The organism is Hymenobacter duratus, assembly GCF_014698995.1.
Classification (GTDB): domain Bacteria; phylum Bacteroidota; class Bacteroidia; order Cytophagales; family Hymenobacteraceae; genus Hymenobacter; species Hymenobacter duratus.
Window position 1 is genome coordinate 1,276,137 of record NZ_JACWZZ010000001.1, and the last position, 21,306, is coordinate 1,297,442.

Genomic DNA, 21,306 nt, shown 5'->3' on the forward strand with positions numbered 1-21,306 from the left:
GCTTTCATTCAATAGACATGAACCAGAAGATTCGCATCAAACTCAAATCCTACGACCACAACTTGGTGGACAAATCGTCGGAGAAGATCGTGAAGGCGGTGAAGGCTACGGGCGCTATCGTTAGCGGTCCTATTCCCTTGCCGACCGTCAAGGAAAAATTCACTGTACTTCGTTCGCCCCACGTGAACAAGAAGTCGCGTGAGCAATTCCAGCTCTGCACTTACAAGCGTCTCGTGGACATCTACTCGACTTCGTCGAAAACGGTAGATGCACTGATGAAGCTAGAACTGCCCAGCGGCGTTGACGTTGAAATCAAAGTCTGAGGACAGGTTTTAGCGAATAGCTAGCAAAACACCCCACTGGTTCTCCGGAGCCGGTGGGGTGTTTTCATTTGCAGCAGAGCATCGAGCACCCAAAGTTCAATTTGTACCAGTGAAGTAGGAGGGATGCACAGTTGATTGAAAGAGCTAAAGCCGTGACACTGAAAATATTTCAAAGGGTAGCTAGAATATAACATAACAATTTCCTAGCTTTGCACTCCCATTCTGAAAACGCCACTCGGGCGTTTTCGTGTGCGTCTTTTACTAAACCCCAACAGAATGCCTGGCATCATCGGTAAAAAAATCGGTATGACAAGCCTCTTCACTCCGGACGGGAAGAACATCCCTTGCACGCTCATCGAAGCGGGTCCTTGTGTAGTGACGCAGGTTAAGACTATCGAAACGGACGGCTACACGGCCATCCAGCTCGGTTACGGCGAGAAGAAGGCGAAAAACACCACCAAAGCATTGGCTGGTCATTTCGCTAAAGCCGGAACTACTCCCAAAAGAAAACTCGTTGAGTTCCGTACCGACGAGGTTGCTAGCTTCACTGCTGGCAGCGAAATCAACACTTCCCTCTTCGAGGAAGGCGAATTCGTTGACGTAGTAGGCACCTCGAAAGGCAAAGGCTTTCAGGGTGTTGTAAAGCGTTACAACTTCGCTGGTGTAGGCGGGCAGACGCACGGCCAGCACAACCGTGGTCGTCACCCTGGTTCCATCGGTGCTTGCTCGTGGCCTTCGCGCGTATTCAAAGGAATGCGCATGGGTGGCCGCATGGGCAATGACCGTGTGAAAGTGCAGAACCTGAAGGTGATGCGCATTGTAGCCGACAAGAACCTCATCGTGGTGAGTGGCTCGATTCCCGGTGCCAAGAATTCATTCGTGGTCCTGGAAAAATAACCTTGAAGATGGAACTGTCAGTATATAACATCAAAGGCGAAGACACCGGCCGTAAGGTTACGCTGTCTGACGCCATCTTCGGTCTGGAACCGAACGAGCACGTGATGTATCTCGACGTGAAGCAGTACTTGGCCAACCAGCGCCAGGGCACGCACAAGTCGAAGCAGCGCAACGAAGTGCACGGCACCACCAAGAAGCTGAAGAAGCAAAAAGGTACGGGCGGCGCTCGTGCTGGCTCGATGAAATCGGGTGTGTTCGTAGGTGGCGGCCGGATTTTCGGTCCTGAGCCCCGCGACTACGGCTTCAAGCTGAACAAGAAAACGAAGCGTCTTGCTCGTCTGTCGGCTCTCTCGACGCTGGCCAAAGACGGTAAGGTGGCTCTGGTAGAGAACATCACTCTGTCGGCTCCCAAGACCAAAGACTTCCTCAACATCCTGAACGGTCTGAAGCTGAACAACGGCAAAAAGACCCTGCTGGTAACCGGCGAAGTAGATAAGAACGTGGTGCTGTCGGCGCGCAACATTCAGAAAATCACCGTGGCTACGCCCGTTGCTCTGAACACGCACGACCTGTTGAACACCGACACGCTGCTGCTGTCGGAAGCGGGCCTGACGGCATTGGAACAACTCTATACCACTGCTGAATAATGAGCACGCTGAAAAAACCCATCGTGACCGAGAAGGCCACGGGCCTGAACGAAAAAGGCCAGTACGTTTTCGAAGTAGAGCGTACCGCCAATAAGGTTCAGATCAAAAAGGACATCGAGCAGTTCTATGGCGTGACGGTAACGGGCATCAGCACGATCCGCACCAATGGAAAAGTGAAGTCCAAATTCACGAAAGGTGGTTCGGTATCGGGCCGTCGCGCACATGGCAAAAAAGCCATCGTGACCGTGAAGGAAGGCGAGGTTATCGACTTCTACAGCGGCATCTAAGCTGCGCCCTTTTCTGCATAAGAGCATTTCCTAAGCAAGAGTAATGGCACTCAAAAAACTAAGACCAACATCACCGGGTCAGCGCTTCCGCATTGCACCGGCCTTCGACGAGATTACGACGTCGACGCCGGAGAAGTCGCTGTTGGCACCCATGAAAAACTCCGGTGGCCGCAACAACTCGGGCAAAATGTCCAACCGCTACATCGGTGGTGGGCACAAAGCCAAGTATCGTATTATCGACTTCAAGCGTGACAAAGCCTCTGTGCCTGCTACGGTGAAAACGATTGAGTACGATCCGAACCGTACGGCCCGTATCGCCCTGCTTCAGTACGCCGATGGCGAGAAGCGTTACATCATCGCTCCTGCGGGCGTTGAGGTAGGTGCTACGGTCGTGTCAGGTTCGGGTGTAGCCCCGGAAGTAGGCAACGCCCTGCCGCTGCGCGAAATCCCGCTCGGTACCATCGTGCATAACATCGAGCTGATGCCCGGCAACGGTGCCGCTATGGCCCGCTCCGCTGGTACGTACGCTCAGCTGGTTGCCCGCGAAGACAAATACGCCACCCTGAAATTGCCTTCCGGTGAGATGCGCATGGTACTCGTTACCTGCATGGCTACGGTTGGTACTGTTTCGAACGGTGACCATATGAACGTACGTCTCGGCAAAGCCGGTCGTAACCGTTGGTTGGGTCGTCGTCCGCGCGTTCGTGGTGTCGCTATGAACCCTGTCGATCACCCAATGGGTGGTGGCGAAGGCAAATCGTCGGGTGGTCACCCACGTAGCCGTAACGGTATCTTCTCGAAAGGTCAGAAGACCCGCAACAAGAATAAGTACTCGGAGCAGCTCATCGTTAACCGCAAAGGCAAGAAGTAAACAATGGCACGTTCACTAAAAAAAGGGCCGTACATTGACTTCCGGCTCGAGAAGAAAGTAACGGCAATGGATGAAGCCGGCAAAAAATCGGTGGTGAAGACTTGGTCGCGCCGCTCGATGATTTCGCCTGATTTCGTTGGCCACACCTTCGCCGTTCACAACGGCAATAAGTTCATCCCGGTATATGTGACGGAGAACATGGTAGGACACAAACTCGGTGAGTTTGCTCCGACCCGGAACTTCCGTGGACACATTGCCAAGAAAGATAAAGGCAAGCGCTAATCATGGAAGCAACCGCTAAACTCCGCAACGTCCCCACCTCGCCGCGCAAGATGCGCCTGGTGGCCGACATGATCCGTGGTCAGAAAGTGACCCGTGCGCTTGGTCTGCTGAAATTCGAGGCTAACTCGGGTGCTGCACGCGTTGAAAAGCTTCTCCTCTCGGCTCTGGCCAACTGGCAGCAGCACAACGAGGAAGAGCGTATCGAAGACGCTAACCTCTACATCAAGGCTATCTTCGTGGATGAAGGCCGTCAGTTGAAGCGTCTGCGCCCCGCCCCCCAGGGCCGTGGCCACCGCATCCGCAAGCGCAGCAACCACGTGACGCTGGTGATTGACTCAAAAGTAGAACCGCTAGGTAGCAAAGCTGCTGCTAAGCAGGCTGCTGAAACGAAAACCACCGACGCCGCTGTTGAAGCCAAGCCGAAGACACGTCGTAGCTCGGCTAAGAAATCCACTGAAACCAAGGCAGAAGCCTCCGCATAAGCACTATGGGACAGAAAGTAAATCCGGTTGGCTTCCGTCTGGGCGTCATTAAAGGATGGGACTCGAACTGGTACGGCGGCAAGGACTTTGCCGACAAACTGGTGGAGGACGAGAAAATCCGCAAATACATCATGGCTCGTATCCCGAAAGGTGGCATTAGCCGCATCGTGATTGAGCGTACGCTGAAGCGCATCACCATTACCATCAACACGGCTCGTCCGGGTGTGGTAATCGGCAAGGGTGGCGCTGAAGTGGATAAGATCAAAGACGAACTGAAGCAGATCACCAGCAAGGACGTTCAGATCAACATCTTCGAAATCAAGCGTCCGGAACTCGACGCAAAGCTGGTAGGTGAGAGCATTGCTCAGCAGCTGCAGGCTCGTATCTCGTTCCGCCGTGCCATGAAGATGAGCATTCAGGCTGCTATCCGCGTTGGTGCCGAAGGCATCAAGATCCAGTGCGGTGGCCGTTTGGGCGGTGCTGAAATTGCCCGTTCCGAGCAGTACAAAGAAGGTCGTACGCCGCTGCACACGTTGCGCGCCGATATCGACTACGCTTTGTCGGAAGCTCAGACCGTGTATGGCAAAATCGGTATCAAAGTATGGATCATGCGTGGTGAAGTGTTCGGCAAGCCCGACCTGTCGCCTAACCAGGTTCCTGCTAACCAAGGCAACGACACCCGTGGTGGCGACCGTGGCCCACGCGGCGAGCGTGGTGACCGTGGTGGCGACCGTGGCCCGCGCCGCGACCGTAACGACCGTGGTGGCGACAACCGTGGTGGTGCAGGTGCCGCTGGTGGCCAGCGCCGTGGCGGTGGTGCCCCAGGTGGTGCCAACCGTGGTGGTCAAGGCGGTGGCGCTCCGCGTCGCTAGCCGTTTCTTTTCTTCAGAAATTCAATTTCAATAACTCATGTTACAACCGAAAAGGACCAAGTATCGCAAGATGCAAAAGGGTCGCGTAACAGGCCTTGCCTACCGCGGCAGCTCCATTGACTTCGGTTCTTTCGCTATTAAGTCGTTGGAAGTGGCTTGGATTACGGCTCGCCAGATTGAGGCAGCTCGTATCGCCATGACCCGCGCCATGAAACGCGAAGGGCAAGTTTGGATCCGCATTTTCCCTGACAAGCCAATCACCAAGAAGCCTGCCGAGGTGCGGATGGGTAAGGGTAAAGGTTCGCCCGAGTATTGGGTAGCCTGCGTGAAACCCGGTACTATCATGTTTGAGTCGGACGGCGTTACGCTAGAGGTAGCTCAGGAGTCGCTGCGTCTGGCAGCTCAGAAGCTGCCCGTACGCACTCAGTTTGTTGTTCGTCGCGACTACGTAGAAAGCAAGTAAGATGAAGAACGCCGATATCCGCGCCCTCTCCATTGAGGACCTGAAAACCCAGATCAAGACCGAACAAGCCTCTGGCCAGTCGCTGCGCTTCGCGCACGCTATTTCGCCTTTGGAAAACCCGATTCGCCTGAAGCAAAGCCGCAAGAACGTCGCCCGTCTGTTGACCGAGCTGACCCGTCGCGAGAACGAGCAGGCTAATAACACTGCTAACTAACGATGGCAAGCAACGAAGAACAGCAGGCTACCTCCGCCGTTGAGCGGAACCTGCGTAAAGAAATCATCGGGCGCGTTACCTCCTCCAAAATGGATAAGTCCATTACGGTGATGGTAGAAAGCAAAATGAAACACCCGATCTACGGCAAATTCGTTACCAAGTCGACCAAATTTATGGCTCACGACGAGAACAACGAATGTGGCGAAGGCGATACGGTTCGCATTATGTCGACCCGTCCGCTGAGCAAGAACAAGCGGTGGAGACTGGTAGAAATTGTAGAACGCGCCAAGTAAGATGATACAGCAAGAATCCCGTCTGACCGTCGCTGATAATAGCGGCGCCAAAGAAGTTCTCTGCATTCGTGTCCTCGGTGGCACGGGCAAGAAATACGCTAGTGTTGGCGACAAGATTGTAGTAGCCATCAAATCGGCTATTCCTTCCGGCAACGCTAAAAAAGGCACTGTATCGAAAGCAGTTGTAGTTCGCACGAAGAAAGAAGTACGTCGCAAAGACGGTTCTTACATTCGTTTCGACGACAACGCTGCCGTACTGCTCAACAATAACGACGAGCCCCGCGGTACCCGCATCTTCGGCCCAGTGGCCCGCGAACTGCGCGAGAAGCAGTTCATGAAGATTGTTTCGCTGGCTCCTGAAGTTCTCTAAGCAATGGCAACGAAAACGAAAGCAGCACCCGCGAAACTGCACGTGAAAAGCGGCGACACCGTTCAGGTGATTGCCGGCGACGACAAAGGCAAAACCGGCGTTATCAAGTCGGTTAACCGTTCGACGCAACGCGTTATCGTGGAAGGCCTGAACCTGGTCACCAAGCACAACAAACCCAGTGCGAAGAACCCCCAGGGCGGCATCACCAAGATCGAAGCTGGCATTCACGTGAGCAACGTGAAAGCAATTGACTCGAAAAACGCCTAACCCGGTACGACGACAATGGCTCGACTCAAAGAGAAATATAAAAAAGAGGTAGTACCGGCGCTCCAGGAGAAATTCCAGTTCGAGAGCATCATGCAGGTACCACGCATCACCAAGATCTGCATCAACCGTGGCATCGGTGCGGCTGTAGCCGACAAGAAGCTGGTTGATAACGGTGTGGATGAGCTGACGACCATTGCTGGTCAGAAAGCAGTTGCTACTATCGCCAAGCGTTCGGTGTCTAACTTCAAACTGCGTGAAGGCATGCCCATCGGCGCCCGCGTTACCCTACGTGGTGAGCGGATGTACGAGTTCATGGATCGTCTGCTGACGATTGCTCTGCCCCGCGTTCGTGACTTCAAAGGCATAAACGACAAAGGCTTTGACGGCCGTGGTAACTATACCCTGGGCGTTAAGGAGCAGATCATCTTCCCCGAAATTTCGATTGACAAAATCAAGTCGATTTCGGGCATGGACATTACCTTCGTAACAACGGCCGAAAACGATGAGCAGAGCTATGAGCTCCTCAAGGCTTTCGGTATGCCGTTCGCTAACGCCAAGAAACAAAACTAATGGCTAAGGAATCCGCTAAAGCAAGAGCGCGCAAGCGCATCGCTACGGTTGCCCGCTATGCTGAGAAGCGCAAAGCGCTGAAAGCTGCCGGCGACTACGAAGGTCTGGACAAGCTCCCACGTGATGCTTCGCCCGTACGCCTTCACAACCGGGACATGATTGACGGCCGCCCCCGTGGTTACATGCGTAAGTTCGGCATCAGCCGGGTACGTTTCCGCGAGATGGCGCTGGCTGGCAAAATTCCCGGCGTAACGAAGTCGAGCTGGTAGTTCGACATGTTGCCAAGCAGCCTCTGCTGCTGACGCAACAACACTTGGCAGGTTGCCGAGAGAAACCATTGGCCGCATTCGAGTCAAGAAGTCTTAATCGAAAATTTCGCTGCCGCATTTCTGTGGCGGCGAAATTTTCATATCTTTGCGGCTCCCTAAAAAAGGGTGGCGCTTTTACTAAGTCACATGAACACAGATCCAATTGCTGACTACCTGACCCGGGTACGCAATGCCATCAAGGCAAATCACCGGGTAGTGGAAATCCCGGCCAGCAACATCAAAAAGGAAATCACGAAAGTGCTCTACAAGAAGGGCTACATTCAGAGCTACCGTTTTGATGATGCCGCTGTACAGGGTACGATTAAAATCGCACTGAAGTACAACCCGGTTACGAAACAGCCTGCTATTACCAAACTGGAGCGCGTAAGCACGCCAGGTTTGCGTCAGTATGCTCACGTAGAGAACCTGCCCCGTGTACTGAGTGGTCTGGGTGTTGCCATCCTGTCGACTTCGAAAGGGGTGATGACGGAGAAAGAGGCGAAAGCCGAAAACGTGGGCGGCGAAGTGCTGTGCTACGTCTACTAATCTGAAAGGAAACCGAGACTATGTCACGCATTGGTAAACTGCCCATCAGCCTGCCCACTAACGTGCAGATTGAAGTGAGCAACGAAAACACGGTAACCGTGAAGGGCCCGAAAGGCACTTTGCTGGTTCCGGTTGACCGCGACATTACCGTAGCAACCGAAGACGGTCAGCTGGTAGTTACGCGCCCAACTGAGCAAAAGCGTCATAAAGCCATGCACGGCCTCTACCGCTCGCTGTTGAACAACGCCGTTAATGGTGTTAGCAATGGTCTGGAAGAGAAGCTGGAACTGGTAGGTGTGGGTTACAAAGCTTCTATGGCTGGTACCACTCTTGAACTGTCGCTGGGTTATTCGCACAACATCTTCCTGGCTCTGCCGAAGGAAGTAACGGCTACTGCTGTAACTGAGAAAGGTAAAAACCCAATCGTTACGCTGACCAGCATTGATAAGCAACTGCTGGGCCAGGTGGCCGCTAAAATTCGCTCGTTGCGCAAAGTTGAGCCTTACAAAGGCAAAGGCGTGCGCTTCGTGGGTGAGCAGATTCGTCGTAAGGCTGGTAAAACAGCTTCGAAATAACATCACACCATGGCTTTCGATAAAGCAACTAGAAGAAAACGGATCCAGCGCATCATCCGCACTAAGGTGGCTGGCACGTCCGAGCGTCCACGTTTGTCGGTGTTCCGCAGCAATACGGGCATTTATGCTCAGATTATTGACGACACGACCGGTCACACGCTGGCGTCTGCTTCCTCGAAGCACGTATCGGTGGAAGGGGGCAACGGAGTCGCCCTCGCTGCCGCAGTCGGCAAAGAAATTGCTGCCCGTGCTACAGGAAAAGGAATTTCGAAAGTGGTATTTGACCGTTCCGGTTACCTCTACCACGGCCGCGTAAAATCATTGGCAGAAGGAGCCCGCGAAGGCGGCCTCAATTTCTAAATCATCATGGCAGAATTTAACAACGGCCCTCGTGGTGGTAGCGGCGATAACCGTGGCGGCGGCAATGACCGTCGTGGTGGTGGCAATGACCGTCGCGGCAATGACCGTAAGGAAGAATCCCGCACCGGCGATTCCGACCTGAAAGAAAAAGTGGTTGCTATCAACCGTGTAGCCAAAGTAGTAAAAGGCGGTCGTCGCTTCAGCTTCTCGGCTATCGTGGTAGTAGGTGACGGCAACGGCACCGTAGGCTACGGCCTCGGCAAAGCCAACGAAGTAACTGACGCCATTGCCAAAGGCATTGACGACGCTAAGAAAAACCTGGTGAAGGTTCCGCTGTACAAGCACACGGTTCCTCACATCATGGAAGGCAAATACTCGGGCGGCTTCGTGCTGGTTCAGCCAGCTGCGGCTGGTACGGGTGTAATTGCTGGTGGTGCTATGCGTGCCGTGTTCGAAAGCGCCGGCATCAAAGACGTACTCGCCAAGTCGAAAGGCTCGTCGAACCCACACAACGTGGTAAAGGCTACCTTCGACGCCCTGCTGAAAATGCGCGACCCAATGCAGATTGCACAGGCTCGTGGCATCACCCTCGCTCAAGTTTTTAACGGTTAAGAGACGATGGCGCAGATCCAAATTAAACTCGTAAAAAGCGTTATCGACCGCCCCGAGCGTCAGAAGCGTACTGTGCAGGCCTTGGGCCTCGGCAAAATGGGTAGCACCAAGAGCGTGGAAAACACGCCTCAGGTTGCTGGCATGATCAAAGCCGTTCAGCACCTGTTGGAAGTAACCGAACTCTAGGAATCTCCCGAAAATGAATCTCAGCAATCTCAAACCTGCCGTAGGCTCTACCCGCAATGTCAAGCGCATTGGCCGTGGTACGGGTTCCGGCCGTGGCGGCACCTCGACGCGTGGCCACAAAGGTGCCAAGTCCCGTTCGGGTTACTCTAAGAAGTCGGGCTTTGAAGGTGGTCAAATGCCCCTGCAGCGCCGCGTACCCAAGTTCGGTTTCAAAAACATCAATCGGGTGGAGTACAAAGCGGTCAATCTGGACGTGCTGGCTGCTCTGACTGAAGGTGGCATCACGACGCTAGATAACGCATTCTTTGTGAATGCTGGTCTGGCTTCGAAAAATGCCAAAATTAAAGTTCTGGGCCGTGGTGAACTTACCACTGCCGTAGAAGTTCATGCTCATGCATTCTCTAAGTCGGCTGTAGAAGCCATTGAGAAAGCAGGTGGCAAAGCCGTGACGCTGTAAGTATTTGTGGCGATGAAAAAGTTTATCGAAACGATAAAGAACATTTTTGCGATTGAAGATCTGCGTATGCGGATCTTCAATACGCTTTTTTTCATTGCCATCTACCGGTTGGGTTCTTTCGTGGTGCTGCCGGGCGTCGATGCTACTCGTCTGAAAAGTGGGGGAGCATCCGGGGTGTTTGGTATTCTGGATACGCTGCTAGGCGGCGCATTCAGCAATGCTTCCATCTTTGCGTTGGGCATCATGCCATACATCTCGGCTTCTATTGTACTGCAACTGCTAACCATTGCAGTTCCTTACTTCCAGAAGTTGCAGAAAGAAGGCGAATCAGGTCGTAAGAAGATTAACCAGTACACGCGCATCCTCACAATTCCCATTGTGATGGCGCAGTCGGTTGGCTTCATTGCTACTATCAACGCGGATGCTATCATGGCTCCGGGCACGTTCTTCACGATTTCCACCATGCTGATCATTACAGCTGGCACGCTCTTTTGCATGTGGCTGGGTGAGAAAATCACGGATAAAGGTATCGGAAACGGTATCTCCATGATTATTATGATTGGGATTGTGTCGCGCCTACCCGGTGCTATTATCGGCGAGGCTGCTGCTAAGGGCATGCGAGGCTCACTGATTTTCCTCATTGAACTGGTAGTACTGTTCCTCGTGGTGATGGCCGTTATCGTTCTGACGCAGGCTGTCCGCCGGATTCCGGTACAGTATGCCAAGCAGGTCGGTAGCACTGCTCAGCTGAATGCTCAGCGGCAGTTCATTCCCATGAAGGTGAATGCAGCGGGTGTTATGCCTATCATTTTCGCTCAGTCACTCATGTTCGTACCGGCCATTTTGGCTTCTGTGTGGCAGAGTGATAGTGACGTGGCCAGCTATATTGGAGTGAAATTCTCAGACTACACTTCATGGCAGTACAACGTAGTGTTTGCTCTGCTCATCATTGTGTTCACTTACTTCTATACTGCCATCAGCGTCAATCCTAATCAGATTGCTGACGACTTGAAACGAAGTGGTGGTTTCGTGCCCGGTGTTAAGCCTGGACGCGACACCTCAGAGCACATTGATGAGATTCTGACTCGCATCACCCTGCCTGGTGCTGTGGCTTTGGCTCTGATTGCCATCTTCCCTGCACTGGCTTTGCTCGGTGGTGTTACGCGTCCGTTCTCAGCTTTCTATGGTGGTACTTCACTCATCATCATGGTGGGTGTAGTACTGGATACGCTGAATCAGGTGGAAAGCTACCTGCTGATGCGCCACTATGATGGCATGATGAAAACCGGCAAAGTACGTGGCCGTTCGCAAAACATTGCAATGGCTTCGTAAGCAGCTATGCTAGTTTACAAAACCGAAGAAGAAATCGAATTCATGCGTGCCAGTGCGAAAGTATTGGCCCAAGCCCATGGAGAAGTGGCCAGCATGATCCGAGAAGGAATTACAACGCGAGAGCTGGATCAGCGCGCTGAGGAGTTCATTCGGGACCATGGTGGGGCACCATCCTTCAAAGGGTACAATGGATTCGAATATAGCCTCTGTATATCTCCTAATGCGGTAGTGGTACACGGCTTTCCTAGCGACTATACACTGAAAAGTGGTGACGTCGTTTCGGTTGATTGCGGAGTTCTACTCAATGGCTATCACGCCGACAGTGCTTACACCTACCCAATTGGGGAAGTAGCGCCAGAGGTGTTGCAGTTGCTGGAGGAAACTAAAAAGTCGCTGTATCTCGGTATCGAGCAGGCAGTGGCGGGCAACCGGATGGGCGACGTCAGCTATGCCATTCAGAACCACGTTGAGAAACAGGGTTATGGAGTGGTAAGAGAACTGGTCGGCCATGGGATTGGCAGGAAGCTACACGAGCGTCCTGACGTACCAAACTACGGTAAGCGTGGTTCAGGACTGAAGCTGCAGACAGGGCTAACGCTTGCCATTGAACCCATGGTGAATCTGGGCACGAAGAATGTGGTTCAGGAAAAGGATGGCTGGACTATCCGGACCAAAGACTTTAAGCCTTCTGCCCATTTCGAGCACACAGTAGTAGTACGAAAAGACAAGGCGGAAATTCTTACCTCCTTTGAATACATAGAAAAAGCCTTACAGTAGCCTTATGGCCAAACAAACTTCCATTGAGCAGGACGGAGTCATCCTGGAAGCCCTTTCCAACGCCATGTTCCGTGTGGAGCTGGAGAACGGTCACCAATTGATTGCCCATATTTCGGGCAAGATGCGGATGCACTACATCAAGATTCTGCCGGGAGATAAGGTAAAGTTGGAAATGTCGCCCTACGATCTGTCGAAGGGACGAATTGTGTACCGTTACAAATAACCCGACGACATGAAAGTCAAAGCGTCCGTCAAGAAGCGTAGCGTTGATTGCAAAATCATCCGCCGCAAAGGCAAACTCTACGTCATCAACAAAAAGAACCCGCGCTACAAACAGCGTCAAGGGTAGTAGCACCAGACTTTTTTAAAAAAGCACATGGCTCGTATTGCAGGGGTAGATATCCCAGACAACAAGCGCGGCGAAATCGCGCTGACCTACATTTTCGGCATTGGCCGCCCTTCTGCTCAGCAGATCCTCACCAAAGCAGGCGTTGACCTGAATAAGAAGGTGAAAGATTGGACTGAGGCTGAAGCCGGCGAAATCCGTAGCGTAATTGCTGCCGAATTCAAAACCGAAGGTGTGCTGCGCTCAGAAGTGCAGCTGAACATCAAGCGCCTCATGGACATCGGTTGCTACCGGGGTCTGCGTCACCGCAAAGGTCTGCCAGTTCGTGGTCAGCGCACCAAGAACAACTCGCGTACCCGCAAGGGCAAGCGGAAGACCGTTGCTGGCAAGAAAAAGGCTACTAAATAACCCGTAGTGGGAATCGTTGCCTGCTCTGATGCGTTCGGGGCAGGCAACAACACCTCCCGCGTATTTTTGCGATAACCAAATGGCACAAAAGAGAAAAGACAAAGCCAAGAAGCGCGTTGTCGTTGTAGAACCAGTAGGCCAGGTACACATCAAGGCTTCGTTCAACAACATCATCATCTCCATCACCAACAACAATGGCCAGGTTATTTCCTGGGCTTCGGCTGGTAAGATGGGTTTCCGCGGTTCCAAGAAGAACACGCCTTACGCCGCTCAGATGGCTGCTACCGACTGCGGTAAAGTAGCTCATGACCTGGGCATGCGCAAAGCGGAGGTGTTCGTGAAGGGCCCGGGCGCTGGCCGCGAGTCGGCTATTCGTACGCTGGGTAACGTGGGTATTGAGGTAACGACCATCAAGGACGTGACGCCGCTGCCCCATAACGGCTGCCGTCCTCCCAAACGTCGTCGCGTTTAGTTTATTGAACAGGCTGGCGCTGCCAGCCACCGGTGTCGGGTTTCTGATGCGCCTTTTCACCCCTGCGAGGTGCGCCTCCGGAGCCCGACACGCGCGGTTCAACCCCCTCAACACTCAACAACCCCGAAATGGCACGTTATACTGGTCCTAAAACCAAGATTGCCCGTCGCTTCAATGAGCCGATCTTCGGCCCAAGCAAGGCTCTCACCAAGAAAGCATACCCTCCAGGCCAGCACGGCCGTGGTCGTCGTAAGAAGCAGAGCGAGTACGCTGTCCAGCTGATGGAGAAGCAGAAAGTGAAGTACATGTACGGCGTACTGGAAAAGCAGTTCGAGAACCTGTTCCACAAAGCTGCTACGCTGCCCGGCATCACCGGCGACAACCTGCTGGCTTTGCTGGAGTCGCGCCTCGACAACACGGTATACCGTCTGGGCATTGCTCCTACGCGCCGTGCTGCTCGTCAGCTTGTTCTGCACAAGCATATTACTGTAAACGGTGACGTAGTAAACATTGCTTCGTACAAACTCCGCGCTGGTGACGTTGTGGCCGTGCGTGAGAAGTCGAAGTCGCTGGAAGCTATTACCACGAGCCTGAGCGCCCGCAACGCGCGTGCTTTCTCGTGGCTGGAGTGGGACGGCAAAGACATGGTGGGCAAATTCATCAGCGCCCCTTCGCGTGACCTGATTCCGGAGAAAATCACGGAGCAGCTCATCGTCGAGCTTTACTCGAAGTAATAACAGGAACGGCCCGGACGCCCGGGCCGTTCTTCTGCTTCGACTTTTTAAAAGGATTCAGGTATTGGGTAATGGGTATCAAGACACTCTGAGAGGTCTTTTTACTCACTACCCATTACTCAATACTAAAAACCGCCCCACTTATGTCAATCTTAGCTTTTCAAATGCCGGAGAAGGTGGTAATGGAGAAATCCGACGACTTCTACGGAACGTTTGAATTCAAACCGCTGGAGAAAGGCTACGGCGTCACGATCGGCAACGCTCTGCGCCGCATCCTGCTGTCGTCGCTGGAGGGCTATGCCATCACGTCGGTTCGCACCAGCAGCGTACTGCACGAGTTCATGACCATTGAAGGTGTGATTGAGGACATGTCCGAAATCATCCTCAACCTGAAGCAGGTGCGCTTCAAAAAGGTGAGCGACGCCATCGAGGACAAAATCACGGTGCGCATCAAGGGCCAGGAAACCTTCATGGCCGGCGACATCAGCAAGTTTACCAACGGCTTCCAGGTACTGAACCCGGACCTGGTGATCTGCCACGTGGACGCCAGCACTGAGCTGGAATTCGAATTCACGATCCAGAAAGGCCGCGGCTACGTTCCTGCAGAGGAAAACAAGCCTGCCGATCAGGTTTTCGGCCAGATTGCTATTGATGCCATCTTCACGCCCATCAAAAACGTGAAGTACAGCATCGAAAACACCCGCGTCGAGCAGAAGACCGACTACGAGAAGCTCCTCATCGAGATTCACACGGACGGCTCTATCCACCCGGAGGATGCGCTGAAAGGCGCCGCCAACATCCTGATTCAACACTTCATGCTGTTCTCCGACAGCACCATGACCTTCGAAACGGCTAAAGCCGAAGAGGAAGAAACGGTAGACGAGGAGACGCTGCACATGCGCAAAGTTCTGAAGACGCCGCTGGCGGATATGGACCTGAGCGTACGTGCTTACAACTGCCTCAAAGCCGCCGACATCAAAACCCTCGGCGACCTGGTGCAGCTGGACATGGCCGACATGATGAAGTTCCGCAACTTCGGTAAGAAGTCGCTGACCGAGCTGGAAAACCTTGTAGAAGAGAAAGGCCTGAACTTCGGCATGGATCTGAGCAAGTACAAGCTCGACGAGGAATAGATCGTACTATAAAAATGTGCTGAATGGGAACGATGTGCCAGTCACATATTCCACTTCAGCACATTTTTTATGCCTGCCTATTCCGTACCTTTGCATTCCATTTTCACACTTTCATAACCAGTGAGCCCGAAGGGGCGACGGTTCTAATGAGAAAGGTGCTTCACAGCAGCTTTTCCGCCGTGGTCGTCGTCCGCAAGTTCACACATCTTCTTTTTTATGCGTCACGGTAAAACCATCAACCACCTCGGCCGCACGGCCTCGCACCGCAATGCCATGCTCGCAAACATGGCTTCGTCGCTGATTATGCACAAGCGTATCTCGACGACGGTTGCTAAAGCAAAAGCTCTCCGCAAGTTTGTAGAGCCTCTGCTGACCAAGTCGAAGAACGATACCACGCATTCGCGTCGTCTGGTGTTCTCGGTACTGGAAAACAAAGAAGTTCTGAAAGAGCTGTTTGGCGAGGTAGCTGCTAAAATTGCTGGTCGTCCCGGTGGATACACCCGGATCATCAAGCTCAGCGACAGCCGCCTTGGTGACAACGCCGAGCTGTGCATCATTGAGCTGGTTGACTACAACGACACGCTACTCGAAGCCAAAAACGCTGGCGAAGCCAAATCAACGACTCGTCGTTCGCGCCGGAGCGGTGCCAAAAAGGCAACGGCTGGTGAAGGTCAGTCTTCGGCTGAAGTAGTTGCTGAGGCTCCGGCTGCTGCTACCACCGAAGTATCGGCTCCAGCAGATACGGCTACCGAAACGCTGAAAGACGGCGAGACCCGCGAGGAGAAAGCCGCTGAGTAGTCTGGAGTTGGGAGCCAAGACTTCCACTACCATAAAGGGGGCGCGCCGTGAGGTGCGCCCCCTTTTATTTTTCCCTGACAACGGCCAGCTTAGAGTAATGGACTACTGCCTGGATAGCTGAAAGCTGATTGTGCTTAGTTCGTAGGGTTTTAACTGCAGTTCGTGGATTAGCAGATGGCTCAATCAAATAAAAGAAGGTGTTTTGAGCGGTATTCTTGTGGGTAACTGTACTGCCTATCCGGCAGCTAATGGCCCTTATACCCTGGCACAAGCTGCTGATGCGCTTTCGTGCCAACTGCCGCCCGCTACGCTACCCAAGTCAGCTTCCAGCTTCCCTTGTTCCCCGATACTATGCGGTTCCAACGTCCTTCCAAATCCGACTTCGCTGCCATAGTAGTCTACTGGTTGTTTGCTATACCTGTGGTCATGTCGGCGTACGTCTATGAGTCGGGCTGGGCCCGGGCATGGGTTGGCATGGGCTATACTCTAGTGCTCGACACAGCGGCTGTACTCTGTCTGGTGTTCCTGATTCTGCCGAATGCGTTGTCGGGAAAGCACTGGCGGGGTGCTGTGGTGGCACTACTGGTGTTTCTGCTGGCCAGTAGCGTATTGTACCGGGAAGGCTATGGGGTGATTTTCGGTAAACCAACAACCTGGACTCTGATAGGTCTGGTGGCCGGGATTCTGCGGCATGCGGTCAGCTACGGCCTGTTGGGGATTTTTCTGACCGTCAAGCGTTATTTTGAGATGCAGAAGCGGCTAGTGCTAATACAGAAGGCGCAGGCTGAAAGCGAATTGCGCAACCTCAGAGCGCAACTAGACCCCCACTTTCTCTTCAACAACCTAAATGTGCTACGTGGCCTGATCCAGCAGGATCCGGCGGCGGCCAACGAGTACCTAGACCGATTTGCGTCGCTATATCGTTTTCTGATCCGGCACAAGGACGAAGACTTTGTGAGTCTGGCCGAGGAACTGCAGCTTGTAGACGAGTATCTGTACCTGCTGCGCCACCGGTTTGGCTGTGCCTACGAGTTTCGCCGTGAGCTGCCAGTGAACATTGACATGAGCCGGCTGCTGGTAGTGCCGGGTACGCTGCAGCTGCTACTTGAAAATGCCATCAAACACAATGCCGGCAACGAAGAAAATCCGCTCATCGTCCTGATCAATATCTCGGAAACAGTGCTTACGGTGTGGCACGCTCGCCGGCCGAAGCTGACGGCGGTAGAGTCGTTGGGGACGGGCCTGGCCAATCTGCGCGAGCGGTACCGGTTGCTGTTCAGCCGCGACATAGAGGTTGTGGATACCGCGGAGTCGTTTTCGGTGTCGGTTCCGTTGCTACGGCAGGCGCAGCGCTGGTCTGCAGCATAATCGGTACGCTTTCCTTATCTCGGCTTACTTACCCGGAGCAACCTTGACCATTCGTAGTATGCGTATTCTGATTCTGGAAGATGAAGAACCGGCAGCCCGCCAGATGCTCGGGTTTCTGGAGCAGGCCGCAGTAGCAACCCATGCGCTGCCGGTGATACGGAGCGTGGAGAAAGCACTGCTGTGGCTGCAGGCCAACCCGATGCCGGACCTCATCTTTTCTGATATCGAGCTGCTGGACGGCAATGTGTTTACGCTGTATGAGCGGTTTCGCGTGACCTGTCCCATCATCTTCACCACCGCTTACGACCAGTTTCTTTTGCCTGCTTTCCGGGGAAACGGAATTGCGTATCTGCTCAAACCCTTCCGCTACGAGCAGGTGCAGGAAGCGCTGGAAAAGTACCAGGGGTTGCGGGCTAGTCTGGCGGGCAGTGTGCCTGCGCCGGCCGGGCTCAGTCTGGAAATAGTGGAGGAATTGCGCACCGCCCTACGCCAGAATACGCAGCCTCGGTACAAGCAGCGTTTCTCCGTGCGAATGCGCAACAGCTTCTACGTGCTGCAGGCCCACGATATAGCGTATGTGCAGGCCGATGAAGGCGTGACATTTGCCGTGGACGGGGCCGGCACCCGCTACCCGCTCAGCGGCACCCTCGCGGAACTGGAGCGCCAGCTTGATCCGGCATCCTTTGGGCGGCTGAACCGGTCGGAGTTGGTCAACATTGCTTTCGTGGAGCGTATAGAGCCGTACTTCAACAACCGGCTGGTGGTAAAGCTCAGGCCCGGCGGTACCACGCTCACGACCAGCGCCGCCCAGACGCCGGAGTTTCGGCGCTGGCTGGAAGGGTAGGCCCTGCCAATCCTGGGGGAAGTTTCGGTGGTGCCTGCTGGGCCAGCCTGCTGGGCTGAGGTCTTCCGGGCCGGGGCTGAAAGGTCGGGGCTAATTTTTTACCTTGCGGCGCAGTAGCCAAGTCGGCTGCTGCCCATACCTGGCAACTGTTCAACCCCCATATTCTTCCTCATGAGCATTATCACCGAAATTCATGCCCGTCAGATCTTCGATTCGCGCGGCAACCCGACCGTGGAAGTGGACGTGACTACCGACAGCGGCACTGTAGGCCGCGCCGCCGTGCCTTCGGGCGCCAGCACCGGCAAGCACGAAGCCGTGGAACTGCGCGACGACGACAAAAGCAAGTACATGGGCAAAGGCGTGCTGCAAGCCGTAGAGAATGTGAACAGCAAAATTGCTGAGGAGCTGATTGGCTTTTCGGTGTTCGAGCAAGGCTTGCTCGATAAAATCATGCTGGAGCTCGATGGCACGCCGAACAAAGCCAACCTCGGTGCCAATGCCATTCTGGGGGCTTCGCTGGCCATTGCCCGCGCCGCTGCACAGGAAGCCGGTATGCCACTGTACCGCTACGTGGGCGGCGTAAATGCCACCACGCTGCCCGTACCAATGATGAACATCCTGAACGGGGGCTCGCACGCCGATAACAGCATCGACTTCCAGGAATTCATGATTATGCCCGTGGGCGCTCCTTCGTTCTCGGAGGCGCTGCGCTGGGGTACCGAAATCTTCCATCACCTCAAAAACGTGCTCAAAAAGCAGGGTTTCAGCACCAACGTAGGGGATGAAGGCGGTTTTGCTCCGAATATCAAATCCAACGAAGACGCCATCAAGATTGTGTTGCAGGCCATTGAAACGGCTGGCTACAAGCCCGGCGACGACGTGATGATTGCCATGGACGCGGCGGCTTCGGAGTTCTACTCTGATGGCCACTATCACTTCAAGAAGAGCACCGGCGACAAGCTGACTTCTTCGGAAATGGTGAGCTACTGGACCGACTGGACCAAGAAGTATCCCATCATCAGCATCGAGGATGGCATGGATGAGGACGACTGGAGCGGCTGGAAAAACCTCACCAACAGCATCGGCAGCACCACCCAACTGGTAGGCGACGACCTATTTGTGACCAACGTAAACCGCCTGCAGCGCGGCATCGATGAGCAGATTGCCAACGCCATCCTTATCAAGGTAAACCAGATTGGCACGCTCACCGAAACCATTGATGCCATCAACCTAGGCCGCCGCAACGGCTACAAGAGCATCATGAGCCACCGCTCCGGCGAAACCGAAGACAACACCATTGCCGACCTGGCCGTGGCTCTGAACACCGGCCAGATCAAGACCGGCTCGGCGTCGCGCTCCGACCGCATGGCTAAGTACAACCAGCTGCTTCGTATCGAGGAAGAGCTGGGTGAAACGGCGTATTTCCCCGGCCGTAAGATGTAGCTGCTGGTTGCCAATAGCAATGTGTAGTAACAAAAAGCCCGTCCAGGTGTTCCTGGGCGGGCTTTTTGGCGTTGCGCTACCCGCTCTCCGCTGCTACCGGCAAGCTGCAAAAGGCAAGGATGATTTCTGGTTGCTCAATAAAATTTTGTCAGATCTTTGCCACGTATCTATCAGTTGTTTACCGGTGTTACCTATGAAAAAAATACTGCTCTCGTGCTGGCTGCTGGTCGGGCTCATTGTTTCGTTGAAGGCTCAGAACAGACCAGATCTGATAGTTGTCGCGCCTTACTCTTTGCCTACTGCCGTGCAGGCGGGGGGCACTTATACAATGTCGGCTCACATCCGCGTCAACGGAAATCCGGGGGCAGGCGCACAGTTCAACTGCGTTGGGTACTATTTGTCCGCCAACTCGGCATGGGATGCCACCGATGCCTATCTGGGCAGTAGCTGCCAGGGGCTACTGATGGCCGGCCAGTCTGGGCCCACGTCCATCACGGCTATCATTCCTGCCCTGGTGAGCCCCGGTGGCTACTATCTGGTGCTTGTGGCCGACCCCCTGAATGCCGAGCTGGAGTCTGATGAAACCAACAATGTGGTGACGTTTCCGGTGCAGGTAACTTCGGGTACCCCGGCGTTACCGGATCTGGAGTTATGGCGGCCCTCTATCTCCTTCAGCACAGTGCCGGCCGGCGGTAATACGGGCGCCTTTTCCTTCATTTTTAACCGGGGAGCGGGTGGCGTCGGTGCACACGAAGTAGGGTTTTACCTGTCGGCTGATACCGTGTTTTCGGCGAGTACGGATGTATTTATGGGGCAGATTACGGGCGGTAGTCTAGCCGGCGCCAGCAACGGCTCGACCGGTACCGGCACGGTCTTTTCGGCTCCTTTGCTGGCTGTTCCTGCTACTACTGCCCCCGGCAGCTATTATCTGCTGCTGGTAATTGATCAGAGGAATCTGATAGCCGAATCGAACGAGAATAATAATTCGCGGGCCCTGCGCCTGGTCGTAACCGGCACCTTATCCAAGAGGGCTGTCACGGCATCCGAAGAGGCTTTGCAGGTGTATCCTAACCCCGCGGCCAGCGGCAGTGGCCTGAAAATCCGTACTGGAGCAGCCGGGCCGGCAGCTAAGCTGACGCTTACAGATGCCATGGGACGGACGGTAATGCAGCAAACACTACAACCGGCCCAAACGGAGGCTTCTCTCGACACCCGGCGTCTGCCGGCCGGTATCTACCTGGTGCGCCTGACTGCAGCCGGCGTAGCGGCAACGCGCCGCGTAGTAATCAACTGAGCCAGCGCATAAGATGCTAAGGCGCCCTGCGAGCAAACGGCTTCTGGCAGAGCAACGGTGCCAACCCGCCAACGGCTGCCGAAAAACGTCTTCTCTTCGTTCATCGACCTACATTCTTATCTTTGGCTATGCAACTCACTGACCTGACCGCCCGTGTGCCGCGTTTTCTGCGCAGCTTCTATTTCTACACCGGCATGGGGTTTCTGGTCTGGATGTTTCTTTTCGATGCCAACGACTTCGTGAAGCAGTACGACATGTATGCCAAATGGCAGGAGCTGCAAACCGAGAAGCAATACTACCTCGACAATATTGAGGTAGTGAAGCGGGAGCGGGCTGAACTGCTGAGCAGCCCTGAGCTACTGGAAAAGTTTGCCCGCGAAAAATACATTATGAAGCGCCCCGGCGAAGATGTGTTTGTGCTGGTGCCGCAGCAGAAGAACTAGATGTATCTCGGCGCTGTGCCACCGTGGCGTTG

The 21,306-nt window shown here is 54.2% G+C and carries 34 protein-coding genes and 1 pseudogene; all 35 read left to right on the top strand.

Annotated elements, in window-relative coordinates:
* Positions 1 to 17 precede the first annotated feature (17 nt).
* The 35 genes and pseudogenes from rpsJ to IC231_RS05385 all read left to right on the top strand — a co-directional run bounded on the left by rpsJ (position 18) and on the right by IC231_RS05385 (position 21,274).
* Positions 18 to 323 carry a 30S ribosomal protein S10 gene (gene rpsJ, locus IC231_RS05215; RefSeq protein ID WP_073281279.1) on the top strand — a complete coding sequence of 102 codons (306 nt, stop codon included), beginning with the start codon at positions 18 to 20 and terminating at the stop codon, positions 321 to 323.
* 276 nt (positions 324 to 599) lie between these two features.
* Entirely contained in the window at positions 600 to 1,220 is a 621-nt protein-coding gene (gene rplC, locus IC231_RS05220; protein WP_185888782.1) for a 50S ribosomal protein L3, read from the top strand.
* Positions 1,221 to 1,228: 8 nt separating this feature from the next.
* Positions 1,229 to 1,867, top strand: a complete 639-nt coding sequence (rplD, locus tag IC231_RS05225) for a 50S ribosomal protein L4 (RefSeq protein WP_073281486.1) — start codon at positions 1,229 to 1,231, stop codon at positions 1,865 to 1,867.
* Positions 1,867 to 2,154, top strand: a complete 288-nt coding sequence (rplW, locus tag IC231_RS05230; protein WP_073281281.1) for a 50S ribosomal protein L23 — start codon at positions 1,867 to 1,869, stop codon at positions 2,152 to 2,154. Before rplD ends, rplW begins: the two co-directional genes overlap by 1 nt.
* A 43-nt stretch (positions 2,155 to 2,197) precedes the next feature.
* Entirely contained in the window at positions 2,198 to 3,025 is an 828-nt protein-coding gene (rplB, locus tag IC231_RS05235) for a 50S ribosomal protein L2 (RefSeq protein WP_073281282.1), read from the top strand.
* Positions 3,026 to 3,028: 3 nt separating this feature from the next.
* Positions 3,029 to 3,307 carry a 30S ribosomal protein S19 gene (rpsS, locus tag IC231_RS05240; protein ID WP_073281283.1) on the top strand — a complete coding sequence of 93 codons (279 nt, stop codon included), beginning with the start codon at positions 3,029 to 3,031 and terminating at the stop codon, positions 3,305 to 3,307.
* 2 nt (positions 3,308 to 3,309) lie between these two features.
* A complete protein-coding gene (gene rplV / locus IC231_RS05245) occupies positions 3,310 to 3,789 on the top strand; it encodes a 50S ribosomal protein L22 (protein ID WP_185888783.1) in 480 nt (159 codons plus the stop codon).
* A gap of 5 nt (positions 3,790 to 3,794) precedes the next feature.
* Complete coding sequence (gene rpsC / locus IC231_RS05250) at positions 3,795 to 4,661, top strand: 30S ribosomal protein S3 (protein ID WP_190783497.1); 867 nt, start codon at positions 3,795 to 3,797, stop codon at positions 4,659 to 4,661.
* Positions 4,662 to 4,698: 37 nt separating this feature from the next.
* The gene (gene rplP, locus IC231_RS05255) at positions 4,699 to 5,124 is read left to right on the top strand and encodes a 50S ribosomal protein L16 (RefSeq protein WP_073281286.1); all 426 of its coding nucleotides are present in this window, start codon (positions 4,699 to 4,701) and stop codon (positions 5,122 to 5,124) included.
* Between the two features lies 1 nt (position 5,125).
* A complete protein-coding gene (gene rpmC, locus IC231_RS05260; RefSeq protein ID WP_073281287.1) occupies positions 5,126 to 5,338 on the top strand; it encodes a 50S ribosomal protein L29 in 213 nt (70 codons plus the stop codon).
* A 2-nt stretch (positions 5,339 to 5,340) separates the two neighbouring features.
* A complete protein-coding gene (gene rpsQ / locus IC231_RS05265; RefSeq protein ID WP_185888786.1) occupies positions 5,341 to 5,631 on the top strand; it encodes a 30S ribosomal protein S17 in 291 nt (96 codons plus the stop codon).
* A 1-nt stretch (position 5,632) separates the two neighbouring features.
* Positions 5,633 to 6,001, top strand: a complete 369-nt coding sequence (gene rplN / locus IC231_RS05270; RefSeq protein ID WP_044003245.1) for a 50S ribosomal protein L14 — start codon at positions 5,633 to 5,635, stop codon at positions 5,999 to 6,001.
* 3 nt (positions 6,002 to 6,004) lie between these two features.
* Positions 6,005 to 6,259 (top strand): annotated as a pseudogene (gene rplX / locus IC231_RS05275) (50S ribosomal protein L24); the annotation flags it as partial.
* Between the two features lie 24 nt (positions 6,260 to 6,283).
* Positions 6,284 to 6,838: a 50S ribosomal protein L5 gene (gene rplE, locus IC231_RS05280; RefSeq protein WP_073281290.1), complete on the top strand. Its 555-nt coding sequence runs from the start codon at positions 6,284 to 6,286 to the stop codon at positions 6,836 to 6,838.
* Positions 6,838 to 7,107, top strand: a complete 270-nt coding sequence (gene rpsN, locus IC231_RS05285; RefSeq protein WP_073281291.1) for a 30S ribosomal protein S14 — start codon at positions 6,838 to 6,840, stop codon at positions 7,105 to 7,107. The genes rplE and rpsN overlap by 1 nt, the downstream gene beginning before the upstream one ends.
* A 186-nt stretch (positions 7,108 to 7,293) precedes the next feature.
* Positions 7,294 to 7,692 carry a 30S ribosomal protein S8 gene (gene rpsH, locus IC231_RS05290; protein ID WP_073281292.1) on the top strand — a complete coding sequence of 133 codons (399 nt, stop codon included), beginning with the start codon at positions 7,294 to 7,296 and terminating at the stop codon, positions 7,690 to 7,692.
* A 20-nt stretch (positions 7,693 to 7,712) separates the two neighbouring features.
* Complete coding sequence (gene rplF, locus IC231_RS05295; protein ID WP_185888787.1) at positions 7,713 to 8,267, top strand: 50S ribosomal protein L6; 555 nt, start codon at positions 7,713 to 7,715, stop codon at positions 8,265 to 8,267.
* Positions 8,268 to 8,276: 9 nt separating this feature from the next.
* Complete coding sequence (gene rplR, locus IC231_RS05300) at positions 8,277 to 8,627, top strand: 50S ribosomal protein L18 (RefSeq protein ID WP_190783498.1); 351 nt, start codon at positions 8,277 to 8,279, stop codon at positions 8,625 to 8,627.
* Between the two features lie 6 nt (positions 8,628 to 8,633).
* Positions 8,634 to 9,239 carry a 30S ribosomal protein S5 gene (gene rpsE / locus IC231_RS05305; RefSeq protein ID WP_044016044.1) on the top strand — a complete coding sequence of 202 codons (606 nt, stop codon included), beginning with the start codon at positions 8,634 to 8,636 and terminating at the stop codon, positions 9,237 to 9,239.
* A gap of 6 nt (positions 9,240 to 9,245) precedes the next feature.
* Positions 9,246 to 9,425: a 50S ribosomal protein L30 gene (gene rpmD / locus IC231_RS05310; protein ID WP_044016046.1), complete on the top strand. Its 180-nt coding sequence runs from the start codon at positions 9,246 to 9,248 to the stop codon at positions 9,423 to 9,425.
* Positions 9,426 to 9,438: 13 nt separating this feature from the next.
* On the top strand, positions 9,439 to 9,882 hold the full coding sequence (rplO, locus tag IC231_RS05315) for a 50S ribosomal protein L15 (RefSeq protein ID WP_190783499.1): 444 nt from the start codon (positions 9,439 to 9,441) through the stop codon (positions 9,880 to 9,882).
* 12 nt (positions 9,883 to 9,894) lie between these two features.
* The gene (gene secY / locus IC231_RS05320; RefSeq protein ID WP_190783500.1) at positions 9,895 to 11,214 is read left to right on the top strand and encodes a preprotein translocase subunit SecY; all 1,320 of its coding nucleotides are present in this window, start codon (positions 9,895 to 9,897) and stop codon (positions 11,212 to 11,214) included.
* 6 nt (positions 11,215 to 11,220) lie between these two features.
* The gene (map, locus tag IC231_RS05325) at positions 11,221 to 11,991 is read left to right on the top strand and encodes a type I methionyl aminopeptidase (RefSeq protein WP_190783501.1); all 771 of its coding nucleotides are present in this window, start codon (positions 11,221 to 11,223) and stop codon (positions 11,989 to 11,991) included.
* Between the two features lie 4 nt (positions 11,992 to 11,995).
* Positions 11,996 to 12,214, top strand: a complete 219-nt coding sequence (infA, locus tag IC231_RS05330) for a translation initiation factor IF-1 (RefSeq protein ID WP_022822146.1) — start codon at positions 11,996 to 11,998, stop codon at positions 12,212 to 12,214.
* A 9-nt stretch (positions 12,215 to 12,223) separates the two neighbouring features.
* The gene (gene rpmJ, locus IC231_RS05335) at positions 12,224 to 12,340 is read left to right on the top strand and encodes a 50S ribosomal protein L36 (RefSeq protein WP_045688470.1); all 117 of its coding nucleotides are present in this window, start codon (positions 12,224 to 12,226) and stop codon (positions 12,338 to 12,340) included.
* A gap of 27 nt (positions 12,341 to 12,367) precedes the next feature.
* Positions 12,368 to 12,745, top strand: a complete 378-nt coding sequence (gene rpsM / locus IC231_RS05340; protein WP_044016055.1) for a 30S ribosomal protein S13 — start codon at positions 12,368 to 12,370, stop codon at positions 12,743 to 12,745.
* A 79-nt stretch (positions 12,746 to 12,824) separates the two neighbouring features.
* Complete coding sequence (gene rpsK / locus IC231_RS05345) at positions 12,825 to 13,217, top strand: 30S ribosomal protein S11 (RefSeq protein ID WP_022822149.1); 393 nt, start codon at positions 12,825 to 12,827, stop codon at positions 13,215 to 13,217.
* A 128-nt stretch (positions 13,218 to 13,345) separates the two neighbouring features.
* A complete protein-coding gene (rpsD, locus tag IC231_RS05350; protein ID WP_073281299.1) occupies positions 13,346 to 13,951 on the top strand; it encodes a 30S ribosomal protein S4 in 606 nt (201 codons plus the stop codon).
* 143 nt (positions 13,952 to 14,094) lie between these two features.
* A complete protein-coding gene (locus IC231_RS05355) occupies positions 14,095 to 15,084 on the top strand; it encodes a DNA-directed RNA polymerase subunit alpha (protein ID WP_190783502.1) in 990 nt (329 codons plus the stop codon).
* Positions 15,085 to 15,300: 216 nt separating this feature from the next.
* On the top strand, positions 15,301 to 15,882 hold the full coding sequence (gene rplQ, locus IC231_RS05360; RefSeq protein ID WP_190783503.1) for a 50S ribosomal protein L17: 582 nt from the start codon (positions 15,301 to 15,303) through the stop codon (positions 15,880 to 15,882).
* Between the two features lie 351 nt (positions 15,883 to 16,233).
* Positions 16,234 to 17,250, top strand: coding sequence for a sensor histidine kinase (locus IC231_RS05365; protein ID WP_190783504.1), 1,017 nt, complete (start codon positions 16,234 to 16,236; stop codon positions 17,248 to 17,250).
* Positions 17,251 to 17,308: 58 nt separating this feature from the next.
* Positions 17,309 to 18,094, top strand: a complete 786-nt coding sequence (locus tag IC231_RS05370; protein WP_190783505.1) for a LytR/AlgR family response regulator transcription factor — start codon at positions 17,309 to 17,311, stop codon at positions 18,092 to 18,094.
* A gap of 171 nt (positions 18,095 to 18,265) precedes the next feature.
* Positions 18,266 to 19,537 (top strand): phosphopyruvate hydratase, encoded by a 1,272-nt coding sequence (gene eno / locus IC231_RS05375; RefSeq protein WP_190783506.1) that lies wholly within the window; start codon positions 18,266 to 18,268, stop codon positions 19,535 to 19,537.
* A gap of 193 nt (positions 19,538 to 19,730) precedes the next feature.
* On the top strand, positions 19,731 to 20,831 hold the full coding sequence (locus IC231_RS05380; RefSeq protein WP_190783507.1) for a CARDB domain-containing protein: 1,101 nt from the start codon (positions 19,731 to 19,733) through the stop codon (positions 20,829 to 20,831).
* Positions 20,832 to 20,959: 128 nt separating this feature from the next.
* Entirely contained in the window at positions 20,960 to 21,274 is a 315-nt protein-coding gene (locus IC231_RS05385) for an FtsB family cell division protein (protein WP_190783508.1), read from the top strand.
* The last annotated feature ends 32 nt before the right edge of the window (positions 21,275 to 21,306 follow it).